Below are 26,170 nucleotides of genomic sequence, written 5' to 3' on the forward strand. Positions count from 1 at the left end.
GGGCGTAGCCCCGCCTGCCGCGCCCGCGGCACTACCATTCGGGCATGGAACCGAGCGCCGTCGAGAGGCTCCAGGCTCTGATCAGGATCCCCACGGTCTCGTCGAGAGACCCTGAGGCGGTCGACCACGCCTCCTTCGACGCCTTCCTCCGCACCCTGCGCGAGCTCTACCCGAGGCTGCACGCCGACCTCGAGGTGACGTCCGTCGAGCGGCACGGACTCCTCGTCCGCTGGCCGGGTCGCTCCTCGGAGGCGCCCGTCGTCCTGATGGCGCACCTCGACGTGGTGCCTGTCGCCGACACCGACCCGTGGACGAGGCCCGCGTTCGGCGGCGACCTCGTCGACGGCGCGGTCTGGGGCCGCGGGACCCTCGACGACAAGGGTGCCCTGACCGCGATCTGCGAGGCGGTCGAGGCGCTCCTCGAGGAGGGCTTCGTGCCCGCTCGCGACGTCTGGCTGTCGTTCGGCTGCGACGAGGAGGTCTCGGGCAGCGCCGCCCGGGCCGCGGCCGTCCGGTTGACCTCTCGCGGTGTGCGGCCGTGGTTCGTCCTCGACGAGGGCGGTGCCGTGGCGCACGGGGCGTTCCCCGGCGTCGGGACGCCCGTCGCGGTGATCGGCGTCGCCGAGAAGGGGACGACGTCGCTCCTGCTGCGCGCGACCGGCCGCGGGGGCCACGCCTCCACGCCGCGACGACTCGGCCCGACGGCCAGGATCGCGCGCGCCGTGTCGAGGCTCGACGCCTCCCCGATGCCGTCCCGCCTTCCCGACACCACGGCCGTGATGCTGGCCCGGCTGGCCCCGCATGCGAAGCTGCCGCTCCGCAGCCTCCTGGCCCGGGCGGGCAGGATCGGGCCCGTCGTCGCCCGAGCCCTCGTCGCGGCCGGCCCGGAGTCGGCGGCCATGACCCGCACGACCTTCGCCCTCACGACCCTGGAGGGGTCCCCCGCCCTCAACGTCATCGCGGCGACCGCGACTGCGGGAGTGAACGTCCGCATCCTGGTGGGCGACACGGTGGACGACGCCGTGCGGCACGTCCGGCGGGCGATCGCCGACCGCCGCGTCGAGATCGAGGTGGTGGAGCGGGGCGAGCCGAGCCCGGTGTCGCCGCTCGATGACGCCTTCCGGCTGCTCGAACGGACCGTCGCCGGTGTCTTCCCGGACGCCGTCCCGGCGCCGTACATCATGATGGCGGCGACCGACTCGCAGTTCTTCACCGGCCTCTGCGACCGGGTGTACCGCTTCGTGCCGTTCCGGATGACGAAGGAGCAGCGGGCCTCGATCCACTCGTTCGACGAGCACCTGGAGGTCGAGGCGTTCCTCGACGGGATCACCTGGTACCGGCGCCTCCTCGAGGGGCTCCCGTCGTGACCGCGTCCGCCGGGCCCCGGCTGGCGAGACCCGCGTCGGGCCTCGTCGCCGTGGTCGGGTTCCTCGTCTGCGTGGAGGTGGCGAGCGGGGTCCTGCAGGGCTTCTACACGCCGGTCTGGCGGGAGGTCGCCGACCACCTCGACATCCGCGCGGGAGACGTCAACTGGTTCGAGGCGGCCCAGCTCATCGTGTCGGCCCTCGCCGTCCCGTTCCTCGCCCTGCTCGGCGACATCGTCGGCCACAAGAGGGTCCTCCTGATCGCGACCGCGGCGACCGCGCTCGGATCGTGGATCCTCGTGGTCAGTCCGACCTTCACGGCGTTCCTCGTCGGCTACGCGATCCAGGGCGCGTACGTCGTCTGGCTCCCGCTCGAGGTGGCGATCGTGTACCGGCGGACGGCCGGGAGCGGAGCGCAGGACCGCCTCACCAGGCGGGCCGCGGCGATCCTGGTGGTCGCCCTCTACGTCGCGATCATCGCCGCGTCGCTCGCCTCGGGGAACCTCGCGGACGTCCTGCCCGTCGCCGGCATGCTGGCGATCCCGGCCGGCGTCGTGACGATCTGCCTGGTGCTGGTGTGGGTGGGCGTCGAGGACCGGCCGGGCACGCACGACGCCGGGTTCGACCGGGCGGGGCTCGCGCTCCTGACGCTGCTGCTCGGCCTCGTGATGGCGGCTCTGATCGTGATCCGGGTGCTCGGGCCGGGGTTCTGGCCCGCCTGGCTCCTGCTCGCCGCGGGGATCGCGGTGGTGGTCCCGTTCGCGCGGTACGAGCGGCGGCTGGCCGAGCCGCTCATCGACGTCGACCTCCTGCTGTCGAAGCGGCAGTGGCCGCTGCAGGCGGCGTCGTTCCTGCTCGGGGTGTCGGTGCTCGGGGCGCAGGTGCCGCTGTCGACGTTCGCCCGCACCGACCCGGCCGAGGCGGGCTACGGGCTCGGGCTCCGCGCGTCCGCGGTGTCGATCCTGATCGCCGTCTACATCCTGATGGCCATCGTCGGGGCGGCCCTGCTGCCGGTCGCCTCCAGGATCCTCGGCCCCCGCGTCGCCCTCATCGTCGCCGCGCTCCTGGTCGGGCTCGGCTACGGGCTGTTCGTGCCCTCCCACGGCAGCCCCGGCGGAGTGCTGGTCAACATGATGATCGCCGGCGTCGGAACCGGCCTGCTCGTCGCGGCGCTCCCCGCGGCTGCGGCCTCCGCGGCACCCGCCGACCGCACCGGGTTCGCGACCGGCATGACCAACACGGTGAAGACCGTCGGCGGGGCCATCGCCTCGGCGGTGTTCGCGATCTCGCTCGCCTCCACCGGGGTGTCGACCGACCCGGCCGTCGTCGACACCTCGACGCCGACGCCGCTGTCGGGCTACCTCGCCGCGTGGTCGGTCTGCGCGGTCACGGCCGTGCTCGCCGGGGTCGTGCTGGCCGCCCTGCCGCGGAAGCCCGCGCCGGCAGAGCGCGCCTGAAGCGCTCCTACTGCCACCAGGAGTCGAACGGCGTCACCGGCAGCTCGCGCTTGTGGCGGGTCTGCAGGTAGCGCGTCTCGAGCGCCTCGGCGGCGGTCTCGTCGACGTCCTTCCCCTCGAGGTAGTCGTCGATCACGTCGTAGGTCAGCCCGAGGTTGTCCTCGTCGGTCTGCCCCGGGTTCTCGTCGAGCAGGTCGGCGGTCGGGGCCTTCAGGTACAGCCGCTCGGGCGCGTCGAGGTGGCGGAGGAGCTCCTTGCCCTGGCGCTTCGAGAGGCCGGTGAGCGGCAGGATGTCGGCGCCGCCGTCGCCGAACTTGGTGAAGAAGCCCGTCACGGCCTCGGCGGCGTGGTCGGTGCCGACCACGAGCATCCTGCTCTGGCCCGCCAGGGCGTACTGCGCGATCATCCGCGACCGCGCCTTCACGTTGCCCTTGTTGAAGTCGGAGATGCCGGTGCCGGTCGCGCGCAGGAACTCGGCCTGGAAGCCGTCGACGGCGCCCTTGATGTCGAAGGTGACGGTCTGCTGCGGGCGGATGAACGACAGCGCGAGGACGGCGTCCTCCTCGTCGGCCTGCACCCCGTGAGGCAGCCGCACGGCGACGAAGGAGACCTCGTGGCCCCGGTCGGCGAGCCGCTCGACCGCGAGCTGGCAGAGGCGCCCGGCGAGGGAGGAGTCCTGACCGCCGCTGATGCCGAGCACGAGGCCCGCGGCGCCGGTCGACTCGATGTAGGAGGTGAGGAAGGTCACGCGGCGCTCGATCTCGGCCGCCGGATCGACGGTCGGTGCGACGTGGAGTTCTTCGACGATGTGCTTCTGCAGTGGCCTCATGGGGTCAACGCTAGCCCGGGCGGCCCGGCACGTCGCCGACGATCGCGAGACCGCTGCCGCGGAACCGTCGCCGCTCGGCCGTGAGGGCCTCGATCAGCCGCTCGTTCGTGCCGTGGATGTGCCGCTCGACGAGGGCTGCGGCCGCGTCGGCGTCGCGCCTCGCGATGGCGTCGACGATGGCGAGGTGGTCGTCCCACGCGGCCTGACGCGCCTCGGGGGTCCGCACCTCGAGCCAGCGGGTCCGTTCGAGGCGGGTGAGCGCATCCTGCACCGTCTGCGTCATCACGGCGTTGCCCGACAGGCGGGTCAGCTCGGCGTGGAAGTTGGTCCCGGCGCGCACGACGCGCGCCTCGCTGTCGCGGCCCGGCCCCTCGTCGGCCTCCAGCAGCGCCCGGAGCGCCGCGACGTCCGCGGGAGCGGCACGCTCGACGGCGTACCGCACGGCCGCCGACTCGACGGCGGCGCGCATCTCCGAGATGGCGTGGACCTCCCCGAGGTCGATCGGGCTGACGATCCAGCCGCGGCCCTCCCGGGCGACGAGGCCCTCCGCCTCCAGCCTCATGAGCGCGGCTCGCGCCGGGGTGCGCGACGCCCCGTACGCGGTCTCGAGGCCGCGCTCGCTCAGCCGCTCCCCGGGGGAGGTCTCGAGGCTCAGGATCGCCGCCCGCAGGCTCGCGTACACCTGGTGCGTCTGCGACGGCGCAGGATCCATTCGCGTCTCCGGACTCATGCCCGAATGGTATGCCACCTCGGGGTGCCGAAGCGCTGGCCCTCCCCCTACGGGAGCGGCACCCCCTGCAGCACCACCGGGCCCGCCGTGTAGTCGAGCTCGTCGGCCTGGGCGACGCCCGCCGGGGTCAGGGTGTCGAGCACCTTCGGCACACTGCCCGGATCGGCGGAGCAGAGCGCTGACGCCGGGGCACCGTCGGCGCAGACGCCGAAGGAGTACGCGCCGGGGGTCTGGCTGAAGGCGCGGGTCTGGTCGATGCCGTGCGTGCCGTCCTGGCCGGTCAGCGCCACGGTGAAGGCCCAGCCCGCGCCGGGCGTCCCGCCGAGCGCCGCCTTGTCGACGCTGAAGGTGATGTACCTCGTCACCGAGTTCGCGCTCGACGTCACCGTGCCGAGCGACGCGCCGGACGCGCTGGCGAAGGTCCCGGCTGTGAAGCCGTTGACCTCGATCCGGCTCGACCAGGCGTCGTCCGGGCTCACGGAGTAGTTCATGCCCGGGTAGGCGGCCGCCGTCGAGGTGGGAGCACCCCCGGGCGTGTGCACGTACAGGTCGACCAGCTGCGCGCCGTTCGTCGAGCCGAAGGTGCCGGTGAGGTCGGCCGTCTGCACCCGGAAGGTGACGGTCGACCCGGTGTCGTAGACCTGGAACTGCCGGAGGTCGAACGCTCCCGAGTGGAAGTCGGAGGCGGTCGGGTAGGCGTAGTTCCCCGGGCCGGAGTCGTCGCCGGCCGGGTCGGCCTGGCTGAAGAGCAGCGTGCCCGCGACCTGGTCGTTGATGAGGGCGCGGGTCAGCTGCGCGGTGGCCCCGGCCTTCGTCGTCGCCGAGACGACGAGCTGGTTGCCGCCGGGCAGCGAGGTCACCTGGACGCTCCAGGTGCCGGACGCCGAGGCGGTGGTGGTCGCCGTGGACGCGGCCGAGTCGCCGTCGGTGGCGATGTCGGAGACGTCCACCGTCGATCCTGCGGCCGCCGTCCCCGTCACGGTGACCTTCCCGCCCGTCGCCGAACCGACGACGGCGCCCTCCGCCGGAGACGTGATCGTCAGAGTTGTCGCGCCCTGCGTGCGCGTCACGTACCGGTTCCGCACCTCGAGCGGCTGCTCGATCGAGCGGCCGGCGCCGAGGTCGGCGGTGAGGCGCACCTGCGAGGCGGAGCCCCAGCTGAGCGGCGAGGCGCTGCCGTCCGCCTCGCCGTTCACGAAGCCGATCGACGCCGTGGCCGGATCGGTCCCGAAGGGCGACGCGGCGACGTCCGGGTGGTCCCAGACCTGCTCGGGGACGAGCCCCGGGCCGGAGTTCTGACGGTTGAGCGTCGCGAGCTGCGCCGTCGCGCTTCTCAGCTGACCGGTCGCGAGGTACTGCTGCGCCCGCTCCACTCCGAGCACCGGCCACGGGTGCCCCGTGCCGACGTTCCCGTTCGTCCAGGGAGCCCCGGTCGTCGTGCAGGTCGAGTCGCTCGGCTGGAAGCAGTCGCCGTAGCCGTCGCCGTTGTAGCGGAGCCAGCCCGGCCCGGTCGCGGTCTGCTTCATCAGGGTCGTGTCGGCCACCTTCAGAGAGGCGGCGACGGTCGGGTCGGAGGCCGGCAGGATCCCGAGGCGCACGTACTCCAGGAAGCCCAGGTCGACGACGTCCCGCTGGTCGAGCGTCGGACCCCCGTTGCCGAGGTTGTAGCTGATCGCCGCGTCCGGATCGCCGGTCTTGGAGAGCCGGATGAAGTACGGGTCGGCGCTCAGCGAGCCGGTCGTCGTGACACCCCACGCCTTGATGGTGCGCTGGTACTGGTCGGCCGTGGCGAGGTAGAGCCGCTGCGCCGCTGCGTCGTGGTGCTGCCCGGCGATGGTGCCGGCCGCGACGAGGCCCGCGATCTCGGCCGCGATGGTCGAGGGCGAGTAGCCGGTCTGCTCCTCCCAGCGCTCCACGCCGAAGCTCGGGCCGTGGCTGACCAGGAAGTCGGCGGCCTTCTTCACGTGCGGCCACAGGGCGTCGTCGCCGCCGAGGCCGGACTGGAGGGCCATCAGGATCGGGTAGCTCGACTCGTCGAGCTGGTCGTTGAACGAGTCGGCGGCCTTCGTGCCGTCGAGGTAGGAGTTGCGCGGCTGCGAGCCGTTCGCCTGCTGCGACCTCGTCAGGAGGTAGCGGACGGTGTCTCTCGCGGTCGCGGTGTCGCCGTCGGTGTAGAGCGCGGTCCAGGCCTCGAAGAGGTCTCGCGCGAACACCTCGCCGTAGCCGGCGTGGAACTGGTCGCCCGGGTCGGTCGCCGAGACGCTCTGCCCCCACGGGGCGTCGAGCCCGGCGACGATCGCGCCCGGGAACGTCTTGTCCTCCGAGGCCTTGACCACGTTGGCGGAGCGGTAGTAGTCGGCGGCGGCGGTCAGCTTCTGGGCGGTCGTCAGGCCGGTGAGCGAGAAGCTCGGGTGCCGGAGCCGGGAGTCGTAGGCGAGCCACTCGGCGGCATACCGGGCGAGCATGCCGCCGGTCGCGGTCGAGCTCGTCCTCGTCGCGGTCGCGACGGCCTGCGCCCGGGTCGTGCCGAAGCCGAGGCTCAGCGTCGCGGTCCTGCTCCCCGGCGCGAGGGTCACCTCGGCGGTCTGCTCGACGTTGCCGTCCGTCGCGGTCGCGGTCGGCGTGGCGAGCCGGTGCGCGGCGTCGAGCTGCGTCAGCCCGTCGCTCGCGGTGCCGACGAAGCCGCTGCTGACAGCACCGAACGGGCGGTCGGCGCTCAGGGCGAGGTAGCTCGGGACGGCGTACGCGCGGTTCGCCTGACTCGTGGTCTTCGTGTCGAACGAGACGGGGATGCTCGACCCGGTCGAGGTGTCGATCGTCGCCGTGTCCCCTCCGGCGTTGGTCGTCCCTCCCCCGCCGTTCCCGCCGGCGGTCGCGTCGAGGCGCGCGTAGAGCCGGTACGCCTTCGCGGCCTTCGTGAGCGGGAAGTAGGCGGTCTTCGCGACCACGCTGTCGCGCGACGGGTCGGCGAAGTAGGTGGTCGTGATCCTGTACGCCTTCGACTTCGCGGTGCTGGTGACGGTGCAGGCCATCCCGGTCGCGTCGCTCGCCACCGTGTAGGTCGTGTCGCGGGTCTGCAGGTCGGTGAAGGTCGACCCGTCGGTGACGAGGAACTGCAGGCTCTTCACGTTCGTCGCGTCGACGGTGGGTGCGTAGACGTCGGAGAGCACGCCGTCGGCGACCGTGAACCAGATCCTGCTGGTGGTGTTGCGGGCCGTGCCGACGCAGTCCTTCCGCGACAGGCCGTGCGTCGACCCAGTGCCCGGGGCGCCGGCGGCTTCGCCCGTCGGTGCCGGAGCAGGACGCGCAGCAGGGGCCGCCTGGGCCGGCGTCGACGAGAGGGCGAGGGCTGCCACGACGGCGGCGGAGGTGATGATCGGGACGATTCTGCTTGCTCGGCGCTGAGGCAGCACGGTTCTCCTCGGTGGTTCCGGCGCCCGGATCAGTGGGCGCGCACCCGCCTCTTCGAGGGTGCTGTGGGGAGCCTAAGAGCCGCGGAGCCCGTCGTCAACGGGGTCGCGCCGACGCCAGCACCGAGAGCACGACCTCGGCGGACCGCTCCGCCGCCGCGGGCGCGTTGGAGTCGAACTCGTCGGCTCCGGTCGGACCGGCGAGGTCGGAGATCCCCCGGATCGACACAAACGGGACGCCGTGCACGTGGCAGGTCTGGGCGATCGCGATCGACTCCATGTCGGTGGCCGTGATCCCCGGGAAGTCGTGCTCGATGCGCGCGAACTTCCCCGGCGTCATGAACGAGTCGCTCGACGCGAACAGGCCGGAGTGCACCGACCAGGAGGCGCCGGCCCGCGCGGCCCCCGACAGCGCGCGGGCGTGCAGCGCCGCGTCGCCGACGTAGGAGGCCGGCATCCCGGGGACCTGCCCGATCCGGTAGCCGAAGACACGGGCATCGGCGTCGAGGTTGACGTACTCCGCACCCACGGCGACGTCGCCGACCCGGAGCCCCGGCCCGAGTCCCCCGGCGGTGCCGGCGCTGATGACGGCCTCCACGCGGCCCCCGATGAGCTCCGCGCGCAGGATCGCCGACGTCGCCGCGCCGGCCGCGTTCACGAACCCGATGCCGCTCTGCACGAGCAGGATCGACGTGCCGTCGATCACGACGTCGCGGTGCAGCGACCCGCCGACCGGGACCGCCTCGTCGATGTCGGAGGCCCGCTCGAGGAACGGAGCGGCCTCCTCCTCCATGGCCACCAGCACGATCCGTCTCATGCCGCCAGCCTGCCCGATCCTGCGAGCCGAGGTCGCCCGGCGGGCCGGGGGATGCCATAGTGGCACTTCGACGAGAGGAATGACGCCGTGGTTGTTGCCCTGTGGGTCCTGATCGGGATCATCGCGCTGTCCGGCTTCGTGCTGACGGTGTCCGCGTTCGTGGCGCTCGCCAAGCAGTAGCCGGCCCGGCTGCTAGGCGGTCGTCCGCGCGGCGTGCGCGCCGTGGACGTGCTCTGCGGCGCCCTCCGGCTCGTGCCGCTCGAGCTTCGCGCCCTCCACGTCGACGTCGGGCAGGATGCGGTCGAGCCACTTCGGGAACCACCAGGCCGACGCGCCGAGAAGGTGCATCGCGGCGGGGATCAGCAGCATCCGGACGACGAAGGCGTCGACGAGCACGCCGAAGGCCAGGCCGAAGCCGATCGGCCGGATGGTCGAGGACTCCGAGAAGATGAAGCCGGCGAACACGCTCATCATGATGATCGCGGCGGCCGTCACCACGGGGCGCCCGGCGCGGAGACCGCGCTGCACGGCGATCTTCGCCGGCGCGCCGTGGGCGAAGGCCTCGCGCATCCCCGACACCAGGAAGAGCTGGTAGTCCATCGCGAGCCCGAACAGCACGCCGACCTCGATGATCGGCAGGAAGCTCAGGATCGGGCCCGGGTCGTGCACGCCGAAGACGGCGTCGAGCCAGCCCCACTGGTAGATCGCGGTCAGGCCGCCGAACGTCGCCAGGAGCGACAGGACGAAGCCCGCGGTCGCGGTGAGCGGCACGAGGAACGACCGGAACACCAGGATCAGGATGATCAGCGACAGGCCGACGACGACCACCAGGTAGAGCGGCAGCACCTTGGCGAGGTTCTCGGACACGTCGATCTGCGCGCTGGCGTTGCCGGCCACGCCGAGGGTCGCCTTCCCGCTCGGCGTCGAGACGCCGGGCAGATCGCGGAGCGCGTGGACGAGGTCCTCGGTGGAGACGCTCGAGGGGCCGCCGGTCGGGATCACCTGGAAGGCCACGACGGTGCCGTCGGTCGAGGCGCCGATCGGGGCGACGGCGCTGACGTGATCCTGCGCCCGGATCTTCTGCCCGACAGCGATCTCGACCTCCGTCAGCGAGTCGCCGGACACCTTCTGCGGCAGGTCGGCCACCACCAGGAGCGGGCCGTTCTGACCGGCGCCGAACTTCTTCTCGACCGTCTTGAAGGCGAGGTACTGGCTGGAGTCGGTCGCCTCCGAGGCGCCGTCGGGGAGGCCGAGGCGCATCTGCATGGCGGGGAGGGCGATGGTGCCGAGGACGGCCACGCCGACGACGATCGTGATGATCGCGCGGAGAGTCGACATCGGCTTGTTCGGCACCCGGGTCGACGCCGTGTTGCCGATCGAGCCGCGCTCCTTCTTCCGCAGGATCCGCATGCCCACGATCGACAGCATCGCCGGCGTGAAGCTGATGGCCACCAGGATCGCGACGGCCACCGCCACGGCTCCGACCGTGCCCATGAGGCCGAGGAAGGGGATGCCGGTGATGTTGAGCGCGAGGAGCGCCACGATGACGGTGGTGCCGGCGAAGACGACCGCGTTGCCGGAGGTGCCGTTGGCGAGCCCGATCGACTCGTGGAGGCCCATGCCCTGCTTCAGCTGCGACCGGTGCCGGTTCAGGATGAAGAGCGAGTAGTCGATCCCGACCGCCAGCCCCAGCATGATGCCGAGGACGGTCGTGACGGAGTTGAACTCGACGAGCCCGGAGAACGCCATGGCTCCGAGGACGCTGGCGCCGAGGCCGACGACGGCGCTCAGGAGCGGAAGCCCCGCGCCGATGATCGTGCCGAGCATGACGAGCAGGACGATGGCGGCGACGATGAGGCCGATCACCTCGCCGGGGCCGACGATGCTCGGGACGCCCTGGGCGATGTCGTTCGAGACGTAGACCTTCACGCCCGAGATGCCGGAGTCGTCGGCCGCGTCGACGACCTTCGTCTTGAGGGTCTGGGGCACCGCGATGGTGGCCTTCTGGAACTGCACGCTGCCGACCGCCGCGCTGCCGTCCTTCGAGACGAAGCGGATGTTCGACGACAGGTCGAGGAGCTTCGAGCCGTTCTCGAGGGTCGTGCTCTGCGTCTCGAGCTTCTTCGTGTTGGCGTCGATCGTCGCCTGGCCCTGGTCGATCGTCTTCTGCTGGGCGTCGATCTGGGCTTGCTGAGCCGCGAGCTGCGCCTGCGCCGCGGCGAGCTGACCGGCGGCCTCGGCCTGGGCCTTCGCCGCGTCCAGCTGCGCCTGGCCGGCGTCGAGCTGCTTCTTTCCGGCGTCGAGCTGCGCCTGCGCCTGCGCGATCTTCGTCTTCGCGTCGGCGATCTGCTTCCGGCCGTCGACGACCTTCTGCTCCTGATCGTCGAGCTGCTTCTGCGTCGCGAACGGGTCGGTCGTCGCGCGGACGCCCGAGTAGCCGTCGATCCGGTCGAGGAGGTCGGAGACCCCCTTCTCCTGCGCGTCCGTGAAGGCGTCGCCGGAGGTCGTCGCGAAGACGAGGCTGCCGGAGCCGCCGCTCGCCTTCGGGAACTTGGCGGCGAGCTCGTCGGTCACCTTCTCGGTCGCGGTGCCCGGGATCGAGATCGACGACGAGACGGGGCCCTTGAAGAGCGAGAAGCCGACTCCGGCGAGGGCGATGATGACCACCCAGGCGATGATGACGGTCCATCGGCGGCGCGCCGAGAATCGTCCGAGACGGTAGAGGAGACCGGCCATGAGCTGTGCCCCGTTCCTTTCGTGTGCCTGAGGAGGCGTGTGGAGGGGGTGCGCCGGTGGACCCCGTGACTGCGGTGGATGGTGCTGGATTCGTGGGTGCTGGGTTCAGGGGGCGGCGTCGTAGCCGCTTCGGACGCTGTCGATCAGCCGCGAGAGGAGGGCCTGCCAGGCGGCACGGCCCTCGTCGTCGAGACGCACGCCCGTCTCGAGGATCCAGTGCCTGGCGATGACGATGACGCCGCTCATGAGGGCACCGACCAGGAACGCGATCTCGAGCGAGTCGGCGTCGGGGTGACGGCCCTTCACCTCGGTCTGGAGCCGGTCGGCGGCGCGCGCGAAGGCCTCGTCGCTGAGCGCCCGGCCTCGGGGGTCGTCGATGTCGTCGGGCTCGCCGAGGATCCTGGCGATCATCGCGATGGCGCCCGGCAGATCGGCCGACCGGAGGCTCTGCGCGATCTCGTCGAACATCGACGACCGGCTGCCGTCGCCGAGCGGGGCCGCCGCGACGACGCCCACGAAGTCGTCGATCAGGACCTCGAGCGCGTGGGCGCAGAGCGAGAGGAGGATCTCGTCGATGGAGGCGAAGTGGTTGAAGACCGTGCGGCGGGCGACGTCCGCGCGCTCGGCGAGCTCCTCGACGCTGAAGGTGCGCCCGTCGTGCTCGTCGACCAGCTCCTGTGCCGCATCCAGGATCGCCTGGCGGTGCTTCGCCTTGAGGGCGGCGCGGCGGTCGGGGGTCGCGGTCTGGAGCACGTCCTCACACTAGGTGCATCGATGCACCCAGTGCAAAGACGCTCAGCGACATCTCAGCGATCCCGCCGGGTGGCGAGATCAGAGCAGATGTCGCCGACGGGCAGCCCGAGGCGACGACGAGTGCGACGTCGCGGCGTAGGCACCGGCGTCGAGGTCCTCCACGAGGGTGGGGCCGGTCGGCGTCCAGCCGAGGAACGAACGCGTCGCCTCGCTCGAGGCGGCGATGTCCATCGAGAAGAAGCCGCCGAGGAAGCCGAAGTGGCCGACCGCGTCGGCAGCGTCGATGGACCTCGTCGGAACGCCCACGCTCCGGCCGATGGCCTCGGCGATCTCGCGGGTGGCGACGCCCTCCTCGGCGACGGCGTGCAGGATCCTCCCCGGCTCGGCCTTCTCGAGCGCCAGGGCGACGAGGCGGCCGGCATCCGAGATGTGCACCGCGGGCCAGCGGTTCGAGCCGTCGCCGACGTACGCCGAGACCCCGGTGCGCCGTGCGACGCCGCTCAGGATCGCGATGAAGCCGTGATCGCCGACGCCGTGGACGGTCGGGGCGAAGCGGAGGCTGACCGTCGCGACCTGCTGGTCGACGAACTCGAGGGAGCGGTTCTCGCTGCCGCCCCGGGCGGAGTCGAGCCCGTGCGCGGGCGACGCGTCGGCCTCCGTCAGCATCGCGCCGGGCGCCACGATCGCGGTCCCCGAGGCGAGGAGGAACGGGCGGCCCGATCCGGCGAGCGCCGTCCCGATCGTCTCGACGGCGTTCCGCTCGGCGAGGTTCGACGCCTGGGGGTCTGACCAGTCGTGCTTGTTGGCGAGATGCAGGACCGCGTCGGCCTCCTCCGATCCTGCGCGGAGGCTGTCGAGGTCGTCGAGGTCGCCCCGCCGGACGGTGACGCCGCGGGCCTCGAGGGCGGCGGCCGACGAGTCGGAGCGAGCGAGGCCGGTGACGTCGTGCCCGGCGGCGAGGAGCTCGGTGACGGCGGCGGAGCCGATCCAGCCGGAGGCTCCGGTGATGAAGACGCGCATGGTGTTCTCCTGGGGTGGTGAGCGGGCGGTGTCGGAGACTGATGTCAGCGACTGCTGTCACGCTACACCTCCACGTCAGCCACTGCCATCACTGCCCCGGCATCGGTAGGCTGGGCGGATGCGCTGGGAACCCGGGACGCCCGAGAGGCTGCAGGCCGCCGCCCTCGACCTCTTCGAGAGCCGCGGCTTCGACGAGACGACCGCCGCTGACATCGCCGCCGCGGTCGGCGTCACCGAGCGCACCTTCTTCCGGCACTTCGTCGACAAGCGCGAGGTGCTCTTCGGCGGTCGCGAGTTCTTCGAGGGGGCGTTCCTGCGAGGCGTGGCGGACGCTCCGGCCGACGCCGGCGCGCTCGACATCATGACTCTCGCGATCGAGGGCGCCGCCGAGTTCTTCCCGGACGAGCGGCGCGAGCACTCCCGGAAGCGCCAGCGGATCATCGTCCGGCACCCGGCCCTGCAGGAGCGCGAGCTGCTGAAGATGGCCGGTCTCTCGAAGACGCTGGCGGCGGCCCTCCGCGACCGCGGGATCGCCGATCCGCAGGCGACGCTGGCCGCTCACAGCGGCACCACCGTCTTCAGCGTCTCGTTCCAGACCTGGGTCGGCGAGGGCGAGACGCGCGGGTTCCTCGAGATCGAGGGGGACGTCCTCCGCGAGCTCACCTCGATGGCCGCATCCGGCCCACGTAGGCCGTGGGAGGGGTACACGACTGACCCGTCGCCGAGAAGCCCGGGGTAACGTCCCAGGCGCAGCCCACCCCCTACGAGAGGAACACCGTGGATCTCGGCATCTCAGGCAAGAAGGCCCTCGTCACCGGAGCCGACTCCGGCATCGGCTGGCACACCGCCAGGCAGCTCCTCTCGGAGGGCGTGACCGTCGTCATCAGCGATCGCGACCAGGAGAAGCTCGACGCTGCAGCCGCGGCGCTCGGCGCGAGCGACGGCCGCCTGTTCGCCTTCGCCGCCGACATCCGGAGCACGGACGACCTCGCGGCCCTGCACGGGCGGGTCGCCGAGGCGGTCGGCGAGATCGACATCCTGGTGCAGTCGGCCGGGATCACGGGCGCGCAGGGACTCTTCCACGAGATCGACGACGAGGGCTGGACCTCGACCCTCGAGACCGACCTGCTCGGGCCGGTCCGCCTCGTCCGCGAGTTCCTCCCCGACCTCCGCTCCGGCGGCTGGGGCCGCCTGGTGCTCGTCGCCTCGGAGGACGCGCTGCAGCCCTACGACGACGAGCTGCCCTACTGCGCCGCCAAGGCCGGGGTGATGTCGTTCGCCAAGGGCCTCTCGCGCTCCTACGCGACCGAGGGCCTCCTCGTGAACACCGTCGGGCCGGCCTTCATCAACACGCCGATGACCGACGCGATGATGACGAAGCGCTCCGAGCAGCGAGGCTCGTCGTTCGACGAGGCCATCGACTCGTTCCTCGAGGAGGAGCGGCCGTACATGGAGCTGAAGCGCCGCGGCGAGCCCGACGAGGTCGCGAGCGTCATCACGTTCCTCTGCTCCGAGGCCGCCAGCTTCGTCAACGGCAGCAACTACCGGGTCGACTCCGGCTCGGTCGCGACGATCTGAGTCAGCCGAACAGGCGCGGCGGGAGGCCCTTCCGGTCGAGGGCGCAGGTGAAGATGCCGCCCGAGAGCGGGTGCTCCTCGAGGTCCTCCTCGGTCGCGTTCTCGCGGGCCGAGCAGACGAACAGCGTCGACCCGTCTGGGCCCCCGATCGTCACGCCGGTGACGTTCTTCACCGGGAACGCGATCCGCTCGAGCTCCTCGCCGGTCGCTCCGAGGTGCACGACGACCCCCTCGCCGTAGAGGGCGCTCCAGAACTCGCCCCGTTCATCCTGCACGAGGCCGTCGTGCGGCCCGCCGCTCGTCCACGGCACGAGCTCGCCCAGGGTGCCCTCCGCGTTCCAGGGCGCCCGGAAGATCGTCGAGACCGCCGTGTCGGTGACCCAGATCGCGCTGCCGTCGACGGCGAACTCGATGCCGTTGGCCGTGCCGAAGCCGCCCGCCAGCACGGTCATCTCTCCGTCCGGCGCGATGCGGTAGAGACCCGCGTCGGGCTCGTGCGACACGAAGTCCATGCCGCCGACGACGAAGGCGCCGAACGGGTCGCACTTGCCCTCGTTGAAGCGGATGCCGGGGTCGGAGTGCCGGATCCGGGCGACCTCCCCCGTGATCCTGCCCTCGCCGTCGAGCGACACCACGGAGTCGCCGAGCGCCGCGACGAATCCGCCGCCGCGCTGGGGCTGGATCGACGCCAGCGGCGGGGGCACGGCGACCGCCCGATCGGCGGATCCGTCGGCCGAGATCCGGTGGAGGAGGCCTGCGGTGATGTCGCACCAGACGAGCTCCTGCGCGTCGTCGTCCCAGACGGGAGACTCGGCGAGGATGGCGCGGGCATCGGTGAACAGCTGAACGTCGGTCATCCGGCCGGTCTATCAGCATCCGAGGAGCACCGTAGAGGGGTGACTACGCAACTCGAATCGATTACTGTGCAGGGCTTCCACGCCCCCTTCGAGCGGGACGGCGGCTACGTCCCGCTCCGCGCCTACGCCGGCATCGGCGACGGCCGGACGATCGCGCTCATCGCCGACGACGGCCAGATCGACTGGCTGCCGCTGCCCGAGATGAACACCGAGCCGGTCATCGCCGGCCTCGTCGACGCCTCGTCGGGCGGCCGATTCGAGCTGCGCCCGACCGCTGACTTCGAGGTCGAGCGGTCGTACATCGAGGGGTCGAACGTCCTGACCACCCGCTTCCGCACCGAGACCGGCACCGTCGAGATCACCGACGCGCTCGTCACGGGCGTCGCCGGCCGCCTCCCCTGGGCCGAGCTGGTGCGCAGGATCGTGGGGCTCGAGGGCTCTGTCGACCTGACCTGGGCCGTCGTGCCCGGCAACAACTTCGGCACCGAGCCGGTCACCCGGGTCGACACGGTCCACGGGCCGCTCCTCCGCGCCGGCGACATCAACCTGGTGCTGATCGGGTCCGACCACGGCCGGACCGACCCGACCGAGGAGGGCGACGGCGAGGTCGAAGGGCCGCTGGAGTTCCGCGGGGCGTTCACGACCGCAGAGGGATCCCGGCACATCCTCTGCCTCTGCGGCACCGACGACGAGCCGATCCACCTTCCCAACGCCGACGTCGTCGACCAGGGAATCGACCGCACGGTCGACAACTGGGAGCTGTGGTCGAAGAACTTCCACTGGGACGGCCCGTGGTCGGAGACCGTCACCCGGTCGATGCTCGCTCTCAAGCTCCTGATCTACAGCCCCACCGGCGCGATCGCGGCGGCGGCGACGGCCGGCCTCCCCGAAGACAGGACCGGCGACAAGAACTGGGACTACCGGTACGCGTGGGTGCGCGACCTCGCCTACACGGTCGGCGCCCTGCTCGACTTCGGCCTCCGCGAGGAGCCGCACGCCGCCGTGTCGTGGATCCTGAACTGCCTCAAGGAGCACGGCCGCGAGATGCACATCTTCTTCGGCCTCGACGGCTCGCTGCCGGACGGCACCCACGAGACCGGCTCCGAGGGCTGGCGCGGGATCGGGCCGGTGTACTCCGGCAACCCGGCCTCCGACCAGCTGCAGCTCGGCGTCTACGCCGACATCCTGGCGATCCTGAGCCGCTACGCGTCCGGCGGCAACATCATCGACGCCTCGACCGACCGGCTGCTCTGCTCGTTCGCCGACGACGCGTGCCGGCGCTGGGAGGAGAAGGACAGCGGGATGTGGGAGCTGAAGGACCTCCAGCACTACACCTCGAGCAAGATGGGCTGCTGGCAGGCGATCGACTCCGCCGTGCACCTCGCGGAGATCGGGCAGCTCCACCCGGACCCCGACGACCTCGAGGCCTGGAAGCGCAACAAGACGCTCATCGAGGAGTGGGTCTCCGAGAACGCCTGGTCGGAGGAGCGGGGCGCGTACCTCATGCACCCGGGGTCCGACCGGCTCGACGCGTCCGTGCTGCTGCACGCGCCCACCGGCTTCGACCGCGGCGAGCGCATGTCGCGCACGATCGACGCCATCCGCGCCGAGCTCGGCCGCGGCTCCCTCCTCTACCGCTACAGCGGCATGCCCGACGAGGAGAGCACGTTCGTGGCCTGCGCCTTCTGGTGCGCGTCCGCGCTCGCCTGCGTCGGCCGGGTCGACGAGGCCGTCGAGATGATGGACGACCTGGTCGGGCAGGTGAACGACGTGGGCATGCTGGCGGAGATGATCTCCGAGGACGGCGACTTCATGGGCAACCTGCCGCAGGGCCTCAGCCACCTCGCCCTGGTCAACGCCGCGATCACGATCTCGCAGCTGACGGAGAAGGACTGATCGGGCGAGGCGTCGTGGGCGTACCGTCTGCAGCATGGCAGCGAAAGCGACGAAGGCCGAGAAAGACAACCCGGCTCTCAAAGACCCCGACCTCTACGCCGAGCTGAAGGCCGACGGCAACTCGTCCGAGAAGGCGGCCAGGATCTCGAACGCGGCCGCGAAGAAGGGCAGCAGCCGGTCCGAGATCGGCCGGAAGGGCGGCGAGAGCGGCTCGTACGACGACTGGACCGTCGCAGATCTGCGGAAGCGCGCCAAGGAGCTCGGCCTCACGGGCTACTCCGGCAAGAAGAAGGCCGACCTGGTGAAGGCGCTCCGTGACCGCTGAGTCTCCGATCGATTCCGACAGAATGAGACTCACCCCATGACCCGCACCATCCTCCTCGCCGGCGCCACCGGCGATCTCGGCCAGCGCGTCGTCCGCGAGCTCCTGCAGCACGACGTCCGCCTCCGGGTCCTCACGCGGCAAGGCAGCGCGACGGCCACGGCGGTCTTCGGCGACGACGACCGAGTCGAGGTCGTGCGGGCCTCGTACTCCGACCACGCCGCGTTGACGAGAGCCGCTGCGGGCGCGGACGTCGTCGTGTCGACCGTCAGCGGAATCCGACCCGTGATCGTCGATGCACAGCGCGCCCTGTTGAGGGCGGCCGTCGCGGCAGGAGTGCCCCGGTTCATCCCGTCGGACTACTCGGCCGACTACCGCTCGATCGCCCCGGGCACCAACCGCAACTTCGAGCTCCGACGGGAGTTCGCCGCCGACGTCGACGCAGCTCCCGTCCAGGCGACCTCCATCCTCAACGGGATGTTCACCGACCTGCTCACCGACCAGGCGCCCATGATCCTGTTCGACCGTCGACGAGTCCTCTTCTGGTCGTCCGCCGACCAGATCCTCGACTTCACGACCAAAGACGACGTCGCCCGGGTCACTGCCCGTGTCGCGCTCGACGACGACGCTACCCGCGTCGTGGAGATCGCCGGCTCGCAGGTGACCGCCCGGGAAGTCGCCCGGACGATGACCGACCTCACCGGGAAACCGTTCAAGCCGCAGTGGGCCGGCACCACCGGGACGCTGTCCGCGATGAGCACGGTCGTCCGGCGCCTGTCCCAGAGCGGAGACGAGACGTTCCCGGCCTGGCAGGGCATGCAGTACTTCGTCAGCATGTTCAGCGGGCAGGCGCAGCTGCGGCACGTCGACAACGACCGCTACGGCCCGCACGCCTGGACCACGGTCCGAGACGTCCTGCAGGAGCACCTCACCCCGAAGAAGGAGTCACCGGCGGCTCCGTAGAGCCGCCCGAACTCCTGCGGCCGAGACGCCGACGACCGGCTCAGCCGGCCTTGGGAGTCGACTTCGTCGGCTTGGACTTCGCGGCCGAGTGCGACTTCTTCGCGGCGCCCGCCTTCGAGCGGTTCTTCTCGACGCTCGCCCGCAGCGCCGACATCAGGTCGATGACCTCGCCGCCGTCGTCGTCCTTCTCGTCGTCCTCCTCCGACTCGCCGAAGGTGGCCTCGGTGTCGATCGACTCGCCCTCCTTCAGCTTGGCGTCGATCAGCTGCTGCAGCTCGCGCTGGTAGTCGTCGCTGAAGTCCGCCGGCTCGAAGTCGTCCGAGAGGTTGTCGACGAGGCTGGCCGAGAGGTCGAGCTCCTTGTCGCTGATCCGGGTGCTCTTGCTGAGGGCGGGGAAGTCGGCCTCCCGGACCTCGTCGTCCCAGAGGAGCGACTGCAGCATCAGGACCTTGCCGCGGACGCGGAGGGCGCCGAGGCGCGTCTTCTGCCGCAGCGAGAAGTGGACGATCGCCGTGCGGTCGGTCTCCTCGAGGGTGCGGCGGAGCAGGACGTACGCCTTGGGCGACGACCCGTCGGGCTCCAGGAAGTACGAGCGGTCGAACATGATCGGATCGAGCTGGTCGCTCGGGACGAACTCGAGGACGTCGATCTCGCGACTCTTCTCCTCGGGCAGCGACTTGAGGTCGTCGGCGGTCAGCACCACCGTGCGGTCGCCGTCGTCGTAGGCCTTGTCGATGTGCTCGTAGTCGACGACCTTGCCGCACACCTCGCACCGCCGCTGGTAGCGGATCCTGCCGCCGTCCTTGTCGTGCACCTGGTGCAGCGAGATGTCGTGGTCTTCCGTCGCGCTGTAGACCTTCACCGGCACGTTGACCAGGCCGAAGGTGATGGCGCCTCTCCAAATCGATCGCATGCCGCCATTGTTCTCCGCCCCTCGCCGACGGGGTACAAATCGACAGCGCGCCCAGCGTCCGGACGAGTTTGCTGGTCGGCATGAGCCAGTACGACAAGAAGGACCCGATCAGCCTCTACCCGCAGCCGCCGTTCCCGGAGCAGGATCAGTCGCTCCCCGGGCGCGCGTCGAAGATGGACCCGAAGCCCGACCACGGCGAGGAGAGCTACGTCGGCCGCGAGCGCCTCACCGGATTCCGCGGGATCGTCACGGGAGCCGACTCCGGGATCGGTCGCGCCGCCGCGATCGCCCTCTCCCGCGAGGGCGCCGACCTCGTGCTCACGTACCTCCCCGAGGAGCAGCCCGACGCCGAGGAGGTGCGCGACCTGCTCGAGAACGAGGGCCGTCGCGCGATCCTGGTGCCCGGAGACCTGTCGGACGAGGCGTTCTGCTTCGAGCTCGTGAAGCGCGCCGTCGAGGAGCTCGGCGGACTCGACACCCTGGTGATGGTCGCCGGCCACCAGGAGAGCCACGACGACATCCTCGAGATGACGACCGAGGGCATCGACAACACCTTCAAGACCAACATCTACTCGCTGTTCTGGCTGAGCCAGGCCGTCATCCCGCACCTCGAACCCGGCTCGTCGATCGTGACGACGGGATCGATCCAGGGCAACCAGCCCTCCCCCGACAAGCTCGACTACGCCGTGTCGAAGGGCGCCATCGGCGTCTTCACGGCGGCGCTCGCCCAGCAGCTCGCGCCGAAGGGGATCCGCGTGAACTCGGTCGCCCCCGGCCCGATCTGGACGCCGCTCCAGCCCGCGTCGAGCGATCCCGAGACCGTGTCGCACTTCGGCGAGGACTCCCCCTACGGCCGCCCCGGGCAGCCCGCCGAGCTCGGCGCCGCCTACGTCCACCTGGTCAGCCCCGAGTCGAGCTACACCTCGGGCACGACGATCACGATCGCCGGAGCGACGCCGGCCTACTGACACGGACGCGGTCAGGAGAGCAGGATCGCAGCATGGCGACGAGATCCCGGGGCGAGCGCGTCTCGGTGGGCGGGCACGTGCTGCAGCTCACCAACCTCGACAAGGTGCTGTACCCCGAGACGGGAACCACGAAGCGCGACGTGATGGCGTACTACGCCGCGATCGCGGAGTGGATGATCCCGCACACCGAAGGACGCCCGGCGACCCGCAAGCGCTGGGTGAACGGGGTCGACGGGGAGGTCTTCTTCGAGAAGAACCTCCCCGAGTCGGCTCCGTCGTGGGTTCCGCGGCACGCGATCGAGCACAGGGATCACGAGAACGTGTACCCGATGGTCGACGATCTCGCCACACTGACCTGGCTCGCGCAGGTCGCCGCTCTCGAGATCCACGTGCCGCAGTGGCGGTTCGGCCCGCGCGGGGCGCAGCGGAACCCCGACCGGATCGTTCTCGACCTCGACCCGGGCGAGGGGGTCGGGCTCGCCGAGTGCGTCTTCGTGGCGCAGGAGATGCGCGGGATCCTGGGCGACATGGGTCTCGATCCCGTTCCCGTCACCAGTGGGAGCAAGGGCATCCACGTCTACGCGGCCCTCGACGGCCGCCAGACGAGCGCCCAGGTGAGCGAGGTCGCGCACGAGCTCGCGCGCGCCCTCGAGGCCGACCACCCCGATCTCGTGCTGTCGACCATGGGCAGGCAGGATCGCCGCGGCAAGGTCTTCGTCGACTGGTCGCAGAACAACGGGAACAAGACGACGATCGCGCCGTACTCGCTGCGCGGCCGGTCGAGGCCGATGGTGGCGGCCCCGCGCACCTGGCGGGAGCTCGCCTCGACCTCGCTGCACCACCTGGAGCCGGACGAGGTCCTCAAGGCGCTGAAGCGGCGCGGCGACCCGATGCAGGGTCTGTCGTCGGGGACGCCGGTGCCGCCCGGCGAGCTCGGCCCCGACCACCGCAACACCGAGAACCCCGTCGCGGTCGGCGAGACGAGCGCCGAAGGCACGCCGGGCCGGCCCGACCGGCTCGCGGTCTACCGGTCGAAGCGAGACCCGTCGAAGACCCGGGAGCCCGTCCCCGCCGAGGCGCCCGCCCCGACCGACGGCCGGAGCTTCGTGATCCAGGAGCACCACGCCCGGCGCCTGCACTGGGACTTCCGGCTCGAGCACGACGGCGTCCTGGTCAGCTGGGCCCTGCCGAAGGGCGAGCCGCAGGACACGAAGCAGAACCACCTCGCTGTCCAGACCGAGGACCACCCGCTCGAGTACGGCACCTTCGAGGGCACGATCGCGAAGGGCGAGTACGGCGCCGGCGAGGTCACGATCTGGGACTCCGGCACGTACGACCTCGAGAAGTGGCGAGACGGCAAGGAGGTCATCGTCGTCCTCCACGGCGAGCAGCGCGGTGCGCGGCGGCTGGCGCTGATCCACACCGGGCACGGCGATCGCGATGCGAAGAACTGGCTGATCCACCGGATGCAGGACGACGACGAGCACGTCGACGCCCCGCGCGACGAGCAGGGCGGCGCGCAGGATCAGGCGGCCCCCGGTCAGGGCGACGGGTCCCCCGCGCCAGCCCGTCGCCCGAAGCCGGAGCGCGCGCCGCTCCGCAGCGCCGAGCCGATGCTCGCGAGCCCCGGCGCCGCGTCCGACGTGGGCGACAGCGACGAGTGGGCCGTCGAGATGAAGTGGGACGGGGTCCGGGCGATCGTCACTGTGAAGGACGGCCAGGTGACGCTGACGAGCCGGAACGGCCACGACCTGACGCCGTCGTACCCGGAGTTCGCCGAGCTGCCCGACCGGCTGGGCGGCGTCCGAGACGCCGTCCTCGACGGCGAGATCGTGGCCGTCGACCGCGGGGGCCGCCCCGACTTCGGGCTGCTCCAGACCAGGATGAAGCTCACCCGGCCCCGCGACGTCGAGCGGGTCAGGGCGACCGCACCCGTCCGCCTCCTCCTCTTCGACGTGCTGTCGCTCGGCGGCGTTCCGCTCGTCGACGAGCCGTACGACGCACGCCGCGAGGCCCTCGTCGACGCGGTCGACGCGGACCAGGTCGTCGACGTCCCGCCCGCGTTCGAGGGCGGGCTCGACGAGGCCGTCGCCTTCTCGAAGGAGCTCCGCCTCGAGGGCGTCGTCGCCAAGCGCCGCGACAGCACCTACTCGACCGGCAGGCGGAGCCGCGCCTGGATCAAGATCAAGCACCACGCGACCCAGGAGGTCGTCGTCGCCGGCTGGCGTCCGGGAACCGGTCGGCGCGCCGACGGGGTGGGGTCGCTCCTCCTCGGGATCCCCGCGGACGACGGGCTCCGCTACGTCGGCCGGGTGGGCACCGGGTTCACCGACCGCGACCTCGACGAGCTGCTGGCGTCGTTCCGGGCCTCCGCGCGGAAGACGTCGCCGCTCGTGGACGTCCCGCGGGTGGACGCGCGCGACGCGCACTGGGTCACGCCGTCGCGGGTCGGCGAGGTGGAGTTCGCCGAGTGGACCTCGACCGGGCGCCTGCGACAGCCGACCTGGCGCGGCTGGCGGCCGGACAAGGATCCTGCGGACGTGGTCCGGGAGTCCTGACGCGGCCGTCGCCGCGGAGATCAGGCGCGGACGGCGCTTCCCGCCGACGCCGTGGACCGCGGGCTCCGCACGGACCGGAGCCGGATCACGAGCGTGACGACGACGAGCACGACAGTCGTCACGACGGCCGCGACCGCCACGGGGACCGAGACGAGGTCGCCCGAGAAGCGTGCGATCGCGATCCAGCCGAGTCCCCAGGCCAGCGAGAGCATCGGGGCGATCCTGCCGCGTCCCGCGATGGCGAGCGCGATCCCCGCGATCCCCGCCAGCGCGACGAGGGCGATCCCCCACGCGGCACCGACGATCCCGAACCCGTCGAAGCCGTTCGCGACGAGCAGCGCGGTCACGTTCGCGACCGTGGCGACGGAGACCCAGCCGAGGTAGAGGCCGATGGTGCCGTCGGTGATCACCGCGTCGAGGGCGCTCGTCGGCGTGGAGCGGACCGCGCGGAGGAACGCCACCACGAGCACCGCGAGCAGGGCCGCGATCACGGGGACGCTGAGGGCGAGGAGACCGAACTGGATGCTCAGGATCCAGGCGGCGTTGAGGAGCAGCGACAGGGCGACCGGGTAGCCGAGGCGGCGGTGGCGCTCGGCCCTCCGCTGCCCGGGCAGGAACTGCCAGACGGCGTAGGCGACGAGTCCGAGGTAGATGATCCCCCAGATCTGGAACGCGCCCGTTCCGGGGGCGACGAGGGTCGCGTCGGCGGCGAGCGCCCCGCCGGCCGCCTGAGCGATCGGCGTGCCGACGACCGCCCCCGAGCCGATGAACGAGCCGATGATCGCGATCACCGCGCTCACCGCCACGGTGATCCGCCTGCGCCGGTCGGTGGTGTCCATGGTCGTCTCCTCGTGAACCGTGCTGCCGCACCGCGGGGTCCTGGCGGTGTCGCGGGGAACGCTACACGCCCGCGCCGAGGGGACCGTGAGCACGAGTGGCTAGGGTCGGAGCATGAGCGCGAGCATCCCCGTCGACCCGGTCTCGAGGATCGCGCCGCACCTCCCCGGCCGGCCCGTCATCTCGCAGTTCTGGGGCGACCTTGCCTTCCTGCACTGGCGAGTCGATCCTGCGCTCGTCGCCCCTCACCTGCCGCCTCGCGTCGAGCCGGACGTCTACGACGGGTCGAGCTGGGTGGGCCTGATCCCGTTCGAGCTGTCGCGCTCGGCGTTCGGGCCCCTGCCGCACGTGCCGTACTTCGGGCGGTTCGCGGAGACGAACGTGCGCCTCTACGGCGTGGGGGCGGACGGACGGCGCAGCGTGGTCTTCCGGACCCTGGAGGCCTCGAAGCTGCTGCCGGTGCTCACCGCTCGGCTCGGCCTCGGACTCCCGTACACCTGGGCGCGCATGTCGATCGTCCGCGGTGGCGGCACGATCGACTACGCCAGCACGAGGCGCTGGCCGGCTGTCGGAGGGAGACTCCCCTCGACGCATGTCCGCATCCGGCCGAGCCGCACGCCGGTCGAGGACGATCCTCTGGCCGACTTCCTGACGGCCCGGTGGGGCATGCACGTCGGCCGGTTCGGGCAGACCCGCTTCTGGCCGAACGAGCACGACTCGTGGCCGCTCTTCTCCGCGGAGCTCGTCGAGCTCGACGACGAGCTGCTCGCCGCGACGGGATTCCCCGGCCTCGCGTCACGGGCGCCCGACTCGGTGCTGTACTCCCCCGGCGTGGCGACGCGCTTCGCCCGGCCCTGAGCGCTGACCGATCTCACGCAGGATCCCCAGCGGCCGTGTCTGTCGGGACGGCCCCGGCCGGGCGCCCTGCTCCCTCAGCGATGAGGAAGCAGGACGAGGACCATGGCGGGTGTTCATCGACGGCCCGTGTTGCAGAGCGGCCGGACAAGCCCGGGCAGGGCACCTTCTGGAGGATCCGGCGGGATCATCCCGACACCTGAACCCAACCGCACACCCCTGACATTCGCATGCGTCCGCGGGGTACAGCGAGGACGTCCCGCACCGCCCGGCGGCTCAGTGCACCTTGGTCCAGGAGCCGCAGCCACGGGTCCAGAAGACGAAGGTGCTCTTCGTGACCACCGCCGTCAGCCGGTCGCCGTGACCGATGCTCTCGTCGTAGTCACCGACCTCGTTGGCCTCGGACCGGTACTCGAAAGCGCACTGGCCGCCCTGCTTCTTGTCGGTCACGTACGTGCCGACGGCGAGCTGCGACCCCACTCGGTACGAGCCGTCCCCGGGAATGGAGGTGTGTGCCGGCCCGGCGGTGCCGATGGGGTACCACGGTCCGCAGCCTTCGACGCCCCAGTACTTGTCGCCCTTCTTCACCTCCATGATGAGCTGGCCGCTCATGTAGCTGAAGTAGCGCTCGCCGTCCCAACTGGGTGTCGTCGACTCCCCCACCCCGCAGTCGGCGGCATTGGGCAGCATCTGCATGTAGTAGACGCCGATGGGCACGCCGCCCGGGACGTTCACCTTGAAGAACCCCGATCCGCTGAACACGGGCTGCGGGGCCGCGATGCTGCCCGTCGTCGGAGTCTGCGCGAGAGCGGAGGCGTAGCCGGACTTCGAGACCCGGACGCGCGCCATCAGCGTGTGCCCGGTGTCCCAGCCGCTCAGCGCGTAGTGCGGAGACGACGACTCGAGGACGACCCGACCCGAGCGGTACCAGATGAAGTGGTAGTGGAGGTCGGGGACGCTCCAGGTGCCGAGTGTGGCGGTGAGCGTCTTGCCGTCACGGGCGATTCCGACGAGGGTCGGCTTCGTCACCAGGCGCGGGGCGGGCGCGACGGTCGCGGAGGCCGCGGCTGCGGGTGCCGCGGATGCCGCGGGTGCCGCCGGTGCTGCGGTAGCCGCTCCGGGCAGAGCCACAGCGAGCCCGACGAGGAGCGCGACCGATCCGGCGGCCAGAAGACGAGAACGAGAGCGGGAGAGAAGGCGCACGGTGATCCGATCCGGGCCCGCGAGCAGGCCCGACGAGCTCGGCGCGGCGTCGTCCCCCGGCGCCGCACCGGTGCCCGGTCGGGGCACTGGGCTCACCGTAGCGGA

General features: G+C 71.5%; 21 protein-coding genes. 10 read left to right on the plus strand and 11 right to left on the minus strand.

The window, feature by feature from the left end; all coding sequences use genetic code 11:
• Nucleotides 1–44: 44 nt before the first annotated feature.
• The gene (locus tag ABD733_RS04460; RefSeq protein ID WP_344793818.1) at nt 45–1,367 is read left to right on the plus strand and encodes a M20/M25/M40 family metallo-hydrolase; all 1,323 of its coding nucleotides are present in this window, start codon (nt 45–47) and stop codon (nt 1,365–1,367) included.
• Nucleotides 1,364–2,821 (plus strand): MFS transporter, encoded by a 1,458-nt coding sequence (locus tag ABD733_RS04465; RefSeq protein WP_344793819.1) that lies wholly within the window; start codon nt 1,364–1,366, stop codon nt 2,819–2,821. Before ABD733_RS04460 ends, ABD733_RS04465 begins: the two co-directional genes overlap by 4 nt.
• Nucleotides 2,822–2,828: 7 nt before the next feature.
• On the opposite strand, the gene nadE is transcribed toward ABD733_RS04465, so the two are convergent.
• The 7 genes from nadE to ABD733_RS04500 form a co-directional block, all read right to left on the minus strand.
• Entirely contained in the window at nt 2,829–3,650 is an 822-nt protein-coding gene (gene nadE, locus ABD733_RS04470; protein ID WP_344793820.1) for an ammonia-dependent NAD(+) synthetase, read from the minus strand.
• A 10-nt stretch (nt 3,651–3,660) separates the two neighbouring features.
• Entirely contained in the window at nt 3,661–4,380 is a 720-nt protein-coding gene (locus ABD733_RS04475; protein ID WP_344793821.1) for a GntR family transcriptional regulator, read from the minus strand.
• A gap of 47 nt (nt 4,381–4,427) precedes the next feature.
• Nucleotides 4,428–7,793, minus strand: coding sequence for a glucodextranase DOMON-like domain-containing protein (locus tag ABD733_RS04480; RefSeq protein ID WP_344793822.1), 3,366 nt, complete (start codon nt 7,791–7,793; stop codon nt 4,428–4,430).
• Nucleotides 7,794–7,887: 94 nt separating this feature from the next.
• Nucleotides 7,888–8,607, minus strand: coding sequence for a 5'-methylthioadenosine/S-adenosylhomocysteine nucleosidase (gene mtnN / locus ABD733_RS04485; protein ID WP_344793823.1), 720 nt, complete (start codon nt 8,605–8,607; stop codon nt 7,888–7,890).
• A 192-nt stretch (nt 8,608–8,799) separates the two neighbouring features.
• A complete protein-coding gene (locus tag ABD733_RS04490; protein ID WP_344793824.1) occupies nt 8,800–11,343 on the minus strand; it encodes an MMPL family transporter in 2,544 nt (847 codons plus the stop codon).
• Between the two features lie 105 nt (nt 11,344–11,448).
• Nucleotides 11,449–12,096 carry a TetR/AcrR family transcriptional regulator gene (locus ABD733_RS04495; protein ID WP_344793825.1) on the minus strand — a complete coding sequence of 216 codons (648 nt, stop codon included), beginning with the start codon at nt 12,094–12,096 and terminating at the stop codon, nt 11,449–11,451.
• A 78-nt stretch (nt 12,097–12,174) separates the two neighbouring features.
• Nucleotides 12,175–13,116 (minus strand): SDR family oxidoreductase, encoded by a 942-nt coding sequence (locus ABD733_RS04500; protein WP_344793826.1) that lies wholly within the window; start codon nt 13,114–13,116, stop codon nt 12,175–12,177.
• Nucleotides 13,117–13,234: 118 nt separating this feature from the next.
• Here ABD733_RS04500 and ABD733_RS04505 point away from each other — a divergent pair, with 118 nt between their 5' ends.
• Together ABD733_RS04505 and ABD733_RS04510 are read left to right on the plus strand one after the other, a co-directional pair.
• Nucleotides 13,235–13,855, plus strand: a complete 621-nt coding sequence (locus ABD733_RS04505) for a TetR family transcriptional regulator (protein WP_344793827.1) — start codon at nt 13,235–13,237, stop codon at nt 13,853–13,855.
• Between the two features lie 38 nt (nt 13,856–13,893).
• Entirely contained in the window at nt 13,894–14,694 is an 801-nt protein-coding gene (locus ABD733_RS04510; protein WP_344793828.1) for an SDR family NAD(P)-dependent oxidoreductase, read from the plus strand.
• Nucleotide 14,695: 1 nt separating this feature from the next.
• Here ABD733_RS04510 and ABD733_RS04515 read toward each other — a convergent pair whose 3' ends face one another.
• Nucleotides 14,696–15,550 carry an SMP-30/gluconolactonase/LRE family protein gene (locus ABD733_RS04515; RefSeq protein WP_344793829.1) on the minus strand — a complete coding sequence of 285 codons (855 nt, stop codon included), beginning with the start codon at nt 15,548–15,550 and terminating at the stop codon, nt 14,696–14,698.
• A gap of 39 nt (nt 15,551–15,589) precedes the next feature.
• Here ABD733_RS04515 and ABD733_RS04520 point away from each other — a divergent pair, with 39 nt between their 5' ends.
• From ABD733_RS04520 to ABD733_RS04530, 3 genes are read left to right on the plus strand one after another with little or no spacing between them, the layout of a single operon-like run.
• The gene (locus tag ABD733_RS04520) at nt 15,590–17,446 is read left to right on the plus strand and encodes a glycoside hydrolase family 15 protein (protein ID WP_344793830.1); all 1,857 of its coding nucleotides are present in this window, start codon (nt 15,590–15,592) and stop codon (nt 17,444–17,446) included.
• 34 nt (nt 17,447–17,480) lie between these two features.
• Nucleotides 17,481–17,771 carry a DUF7218 family protein gene (locus ABD733_RS04525; protein WP_344793831.1) on the plus strand — a complete coding sequence of 97 codons (291 nt, stop codon included), beginning with the start codon at nt 17,481–17,483 and terminating at the stop codon, nt 17,769–17,771.
• 36 nt (nt 17,772–17,807) lie between these two features.
• Complete coding sequence (locus ABD733_RS04530) at nt 17,808–18,731, plus strand: NmrA family NAD(P)-binding protein (RefSeq protein WP_344793832.1); 924 nt, start codon at nt 17,808–17,810, stop codon at nt 18,729–18,731.
• A gap of 40 nt (nt 18,732–18,771) precedes the next feature.
• On the opposite strand, the gene ku is transcribed toward ABD733_RS04530, so the two are convergent.
• The gene (ku, locus tag ABD733_RS04535; RefSeq protein ID WP_344793833.1) at nt 18,772–19,644 is read right to left on the minus strand and encodes a non-homologous end joining protein Ku; all 873 of its coding nucleotides are present in this window, start codon (nt 19,642–19,644) and stop codon (nt 18,772–18,774) included.
• Nucleotides 19,645–19,724: 80 nt separating this feature from the next.
• Between ku and ABD733_RS04540 the strand changes: the two genes are divergently transcribed.
• Both ABD733_RS04540 and ABD733_RS04545 read left to right on the plus strand, forming a co-directional pair.
• Complete coding sequence (locus ABD733_RS04540) at nt 19,725–20,612, plus strand: SDR family oxidoreductase (protein ID WP_344793834.1); 888 nt, start codon at nt 19,725–19,727, stop codon at nt 20,610–20,612.
• Between the two features lie 32 nt (nt 20,613–20,644).
• The gene (locus tag ABD733_RS04545) at nt 20,645–23,170 is read left to right on the plus strand and encodes an ATP-dependent DNA ligase (RefSeq protein WP_344793835.1); all 2,526 of its coding nucleotides are present in this window, start codon (nt 20,645–20,647) and stop codon (nt 23,168–23,170) included.
• 20 nt (nt 23,171–23,190) lie between these two features.
• On the opposite strand, the gene ABD733_RS04550 is transcribed toward ABD733_RS04545, so the two are convergent.
• A complete protein-coding gene (locus ABD733_RS04550; RefSeq protein ID WP_344793836.1) occupies nt 23,191–24,009 on the minus strand; it encodes a tryptophan-rich sensory protein in 819 nt (272 codons plus the stop codon).
• 112 nt (nt 24,010–24,121) lie between these two features.
• On the opposite strand from ABD733_RS04550, the gene ABD733_RS04555 reads away from it, so the two are divergent.
• The gene (locus ABD733_RS04555; RefSeq protein ID WP_344793837.1) at nt 24,122–24,865 is read left to right on the plus strand and encodes a YqjF family protein; all 744 of its coding nucleotides are present in this window, start codon (nt 24,122–24,124) and stop codon (nt 24,863–24,865) included.
• A 273-nt stretch (nt 24,866–25,138) separates the two neighbouring features.
• On the opposite strand, the gene ABD733_RS04560 is transcribed toward ABD733_RS04555, so the two are convergent.
• Nucleotides 25,139–26,152, minus strand: a complete 1,014-nt coding sequence (locus ABD733_RS04560; RefSeq protein ID WP_344793838.1) for an Rv1352/Rv1906c domain-containing protein — start codon at nt 26,150–26,152, stop codon at nt 25,139–25,141.
• Nucleotides 26,153–26,170 lie beyond the last annotated feature (18 nt).

Origin of the sequence: Frondihabitans peucedani, assembly GCF_039537585.1 — a bacterium.
GTDB lineage: Bacteria > Actinomycetota > Actinomycetes > Actinomycetales > Microbacteriaceae > Frondihabitans > Frondihabitans peucedani.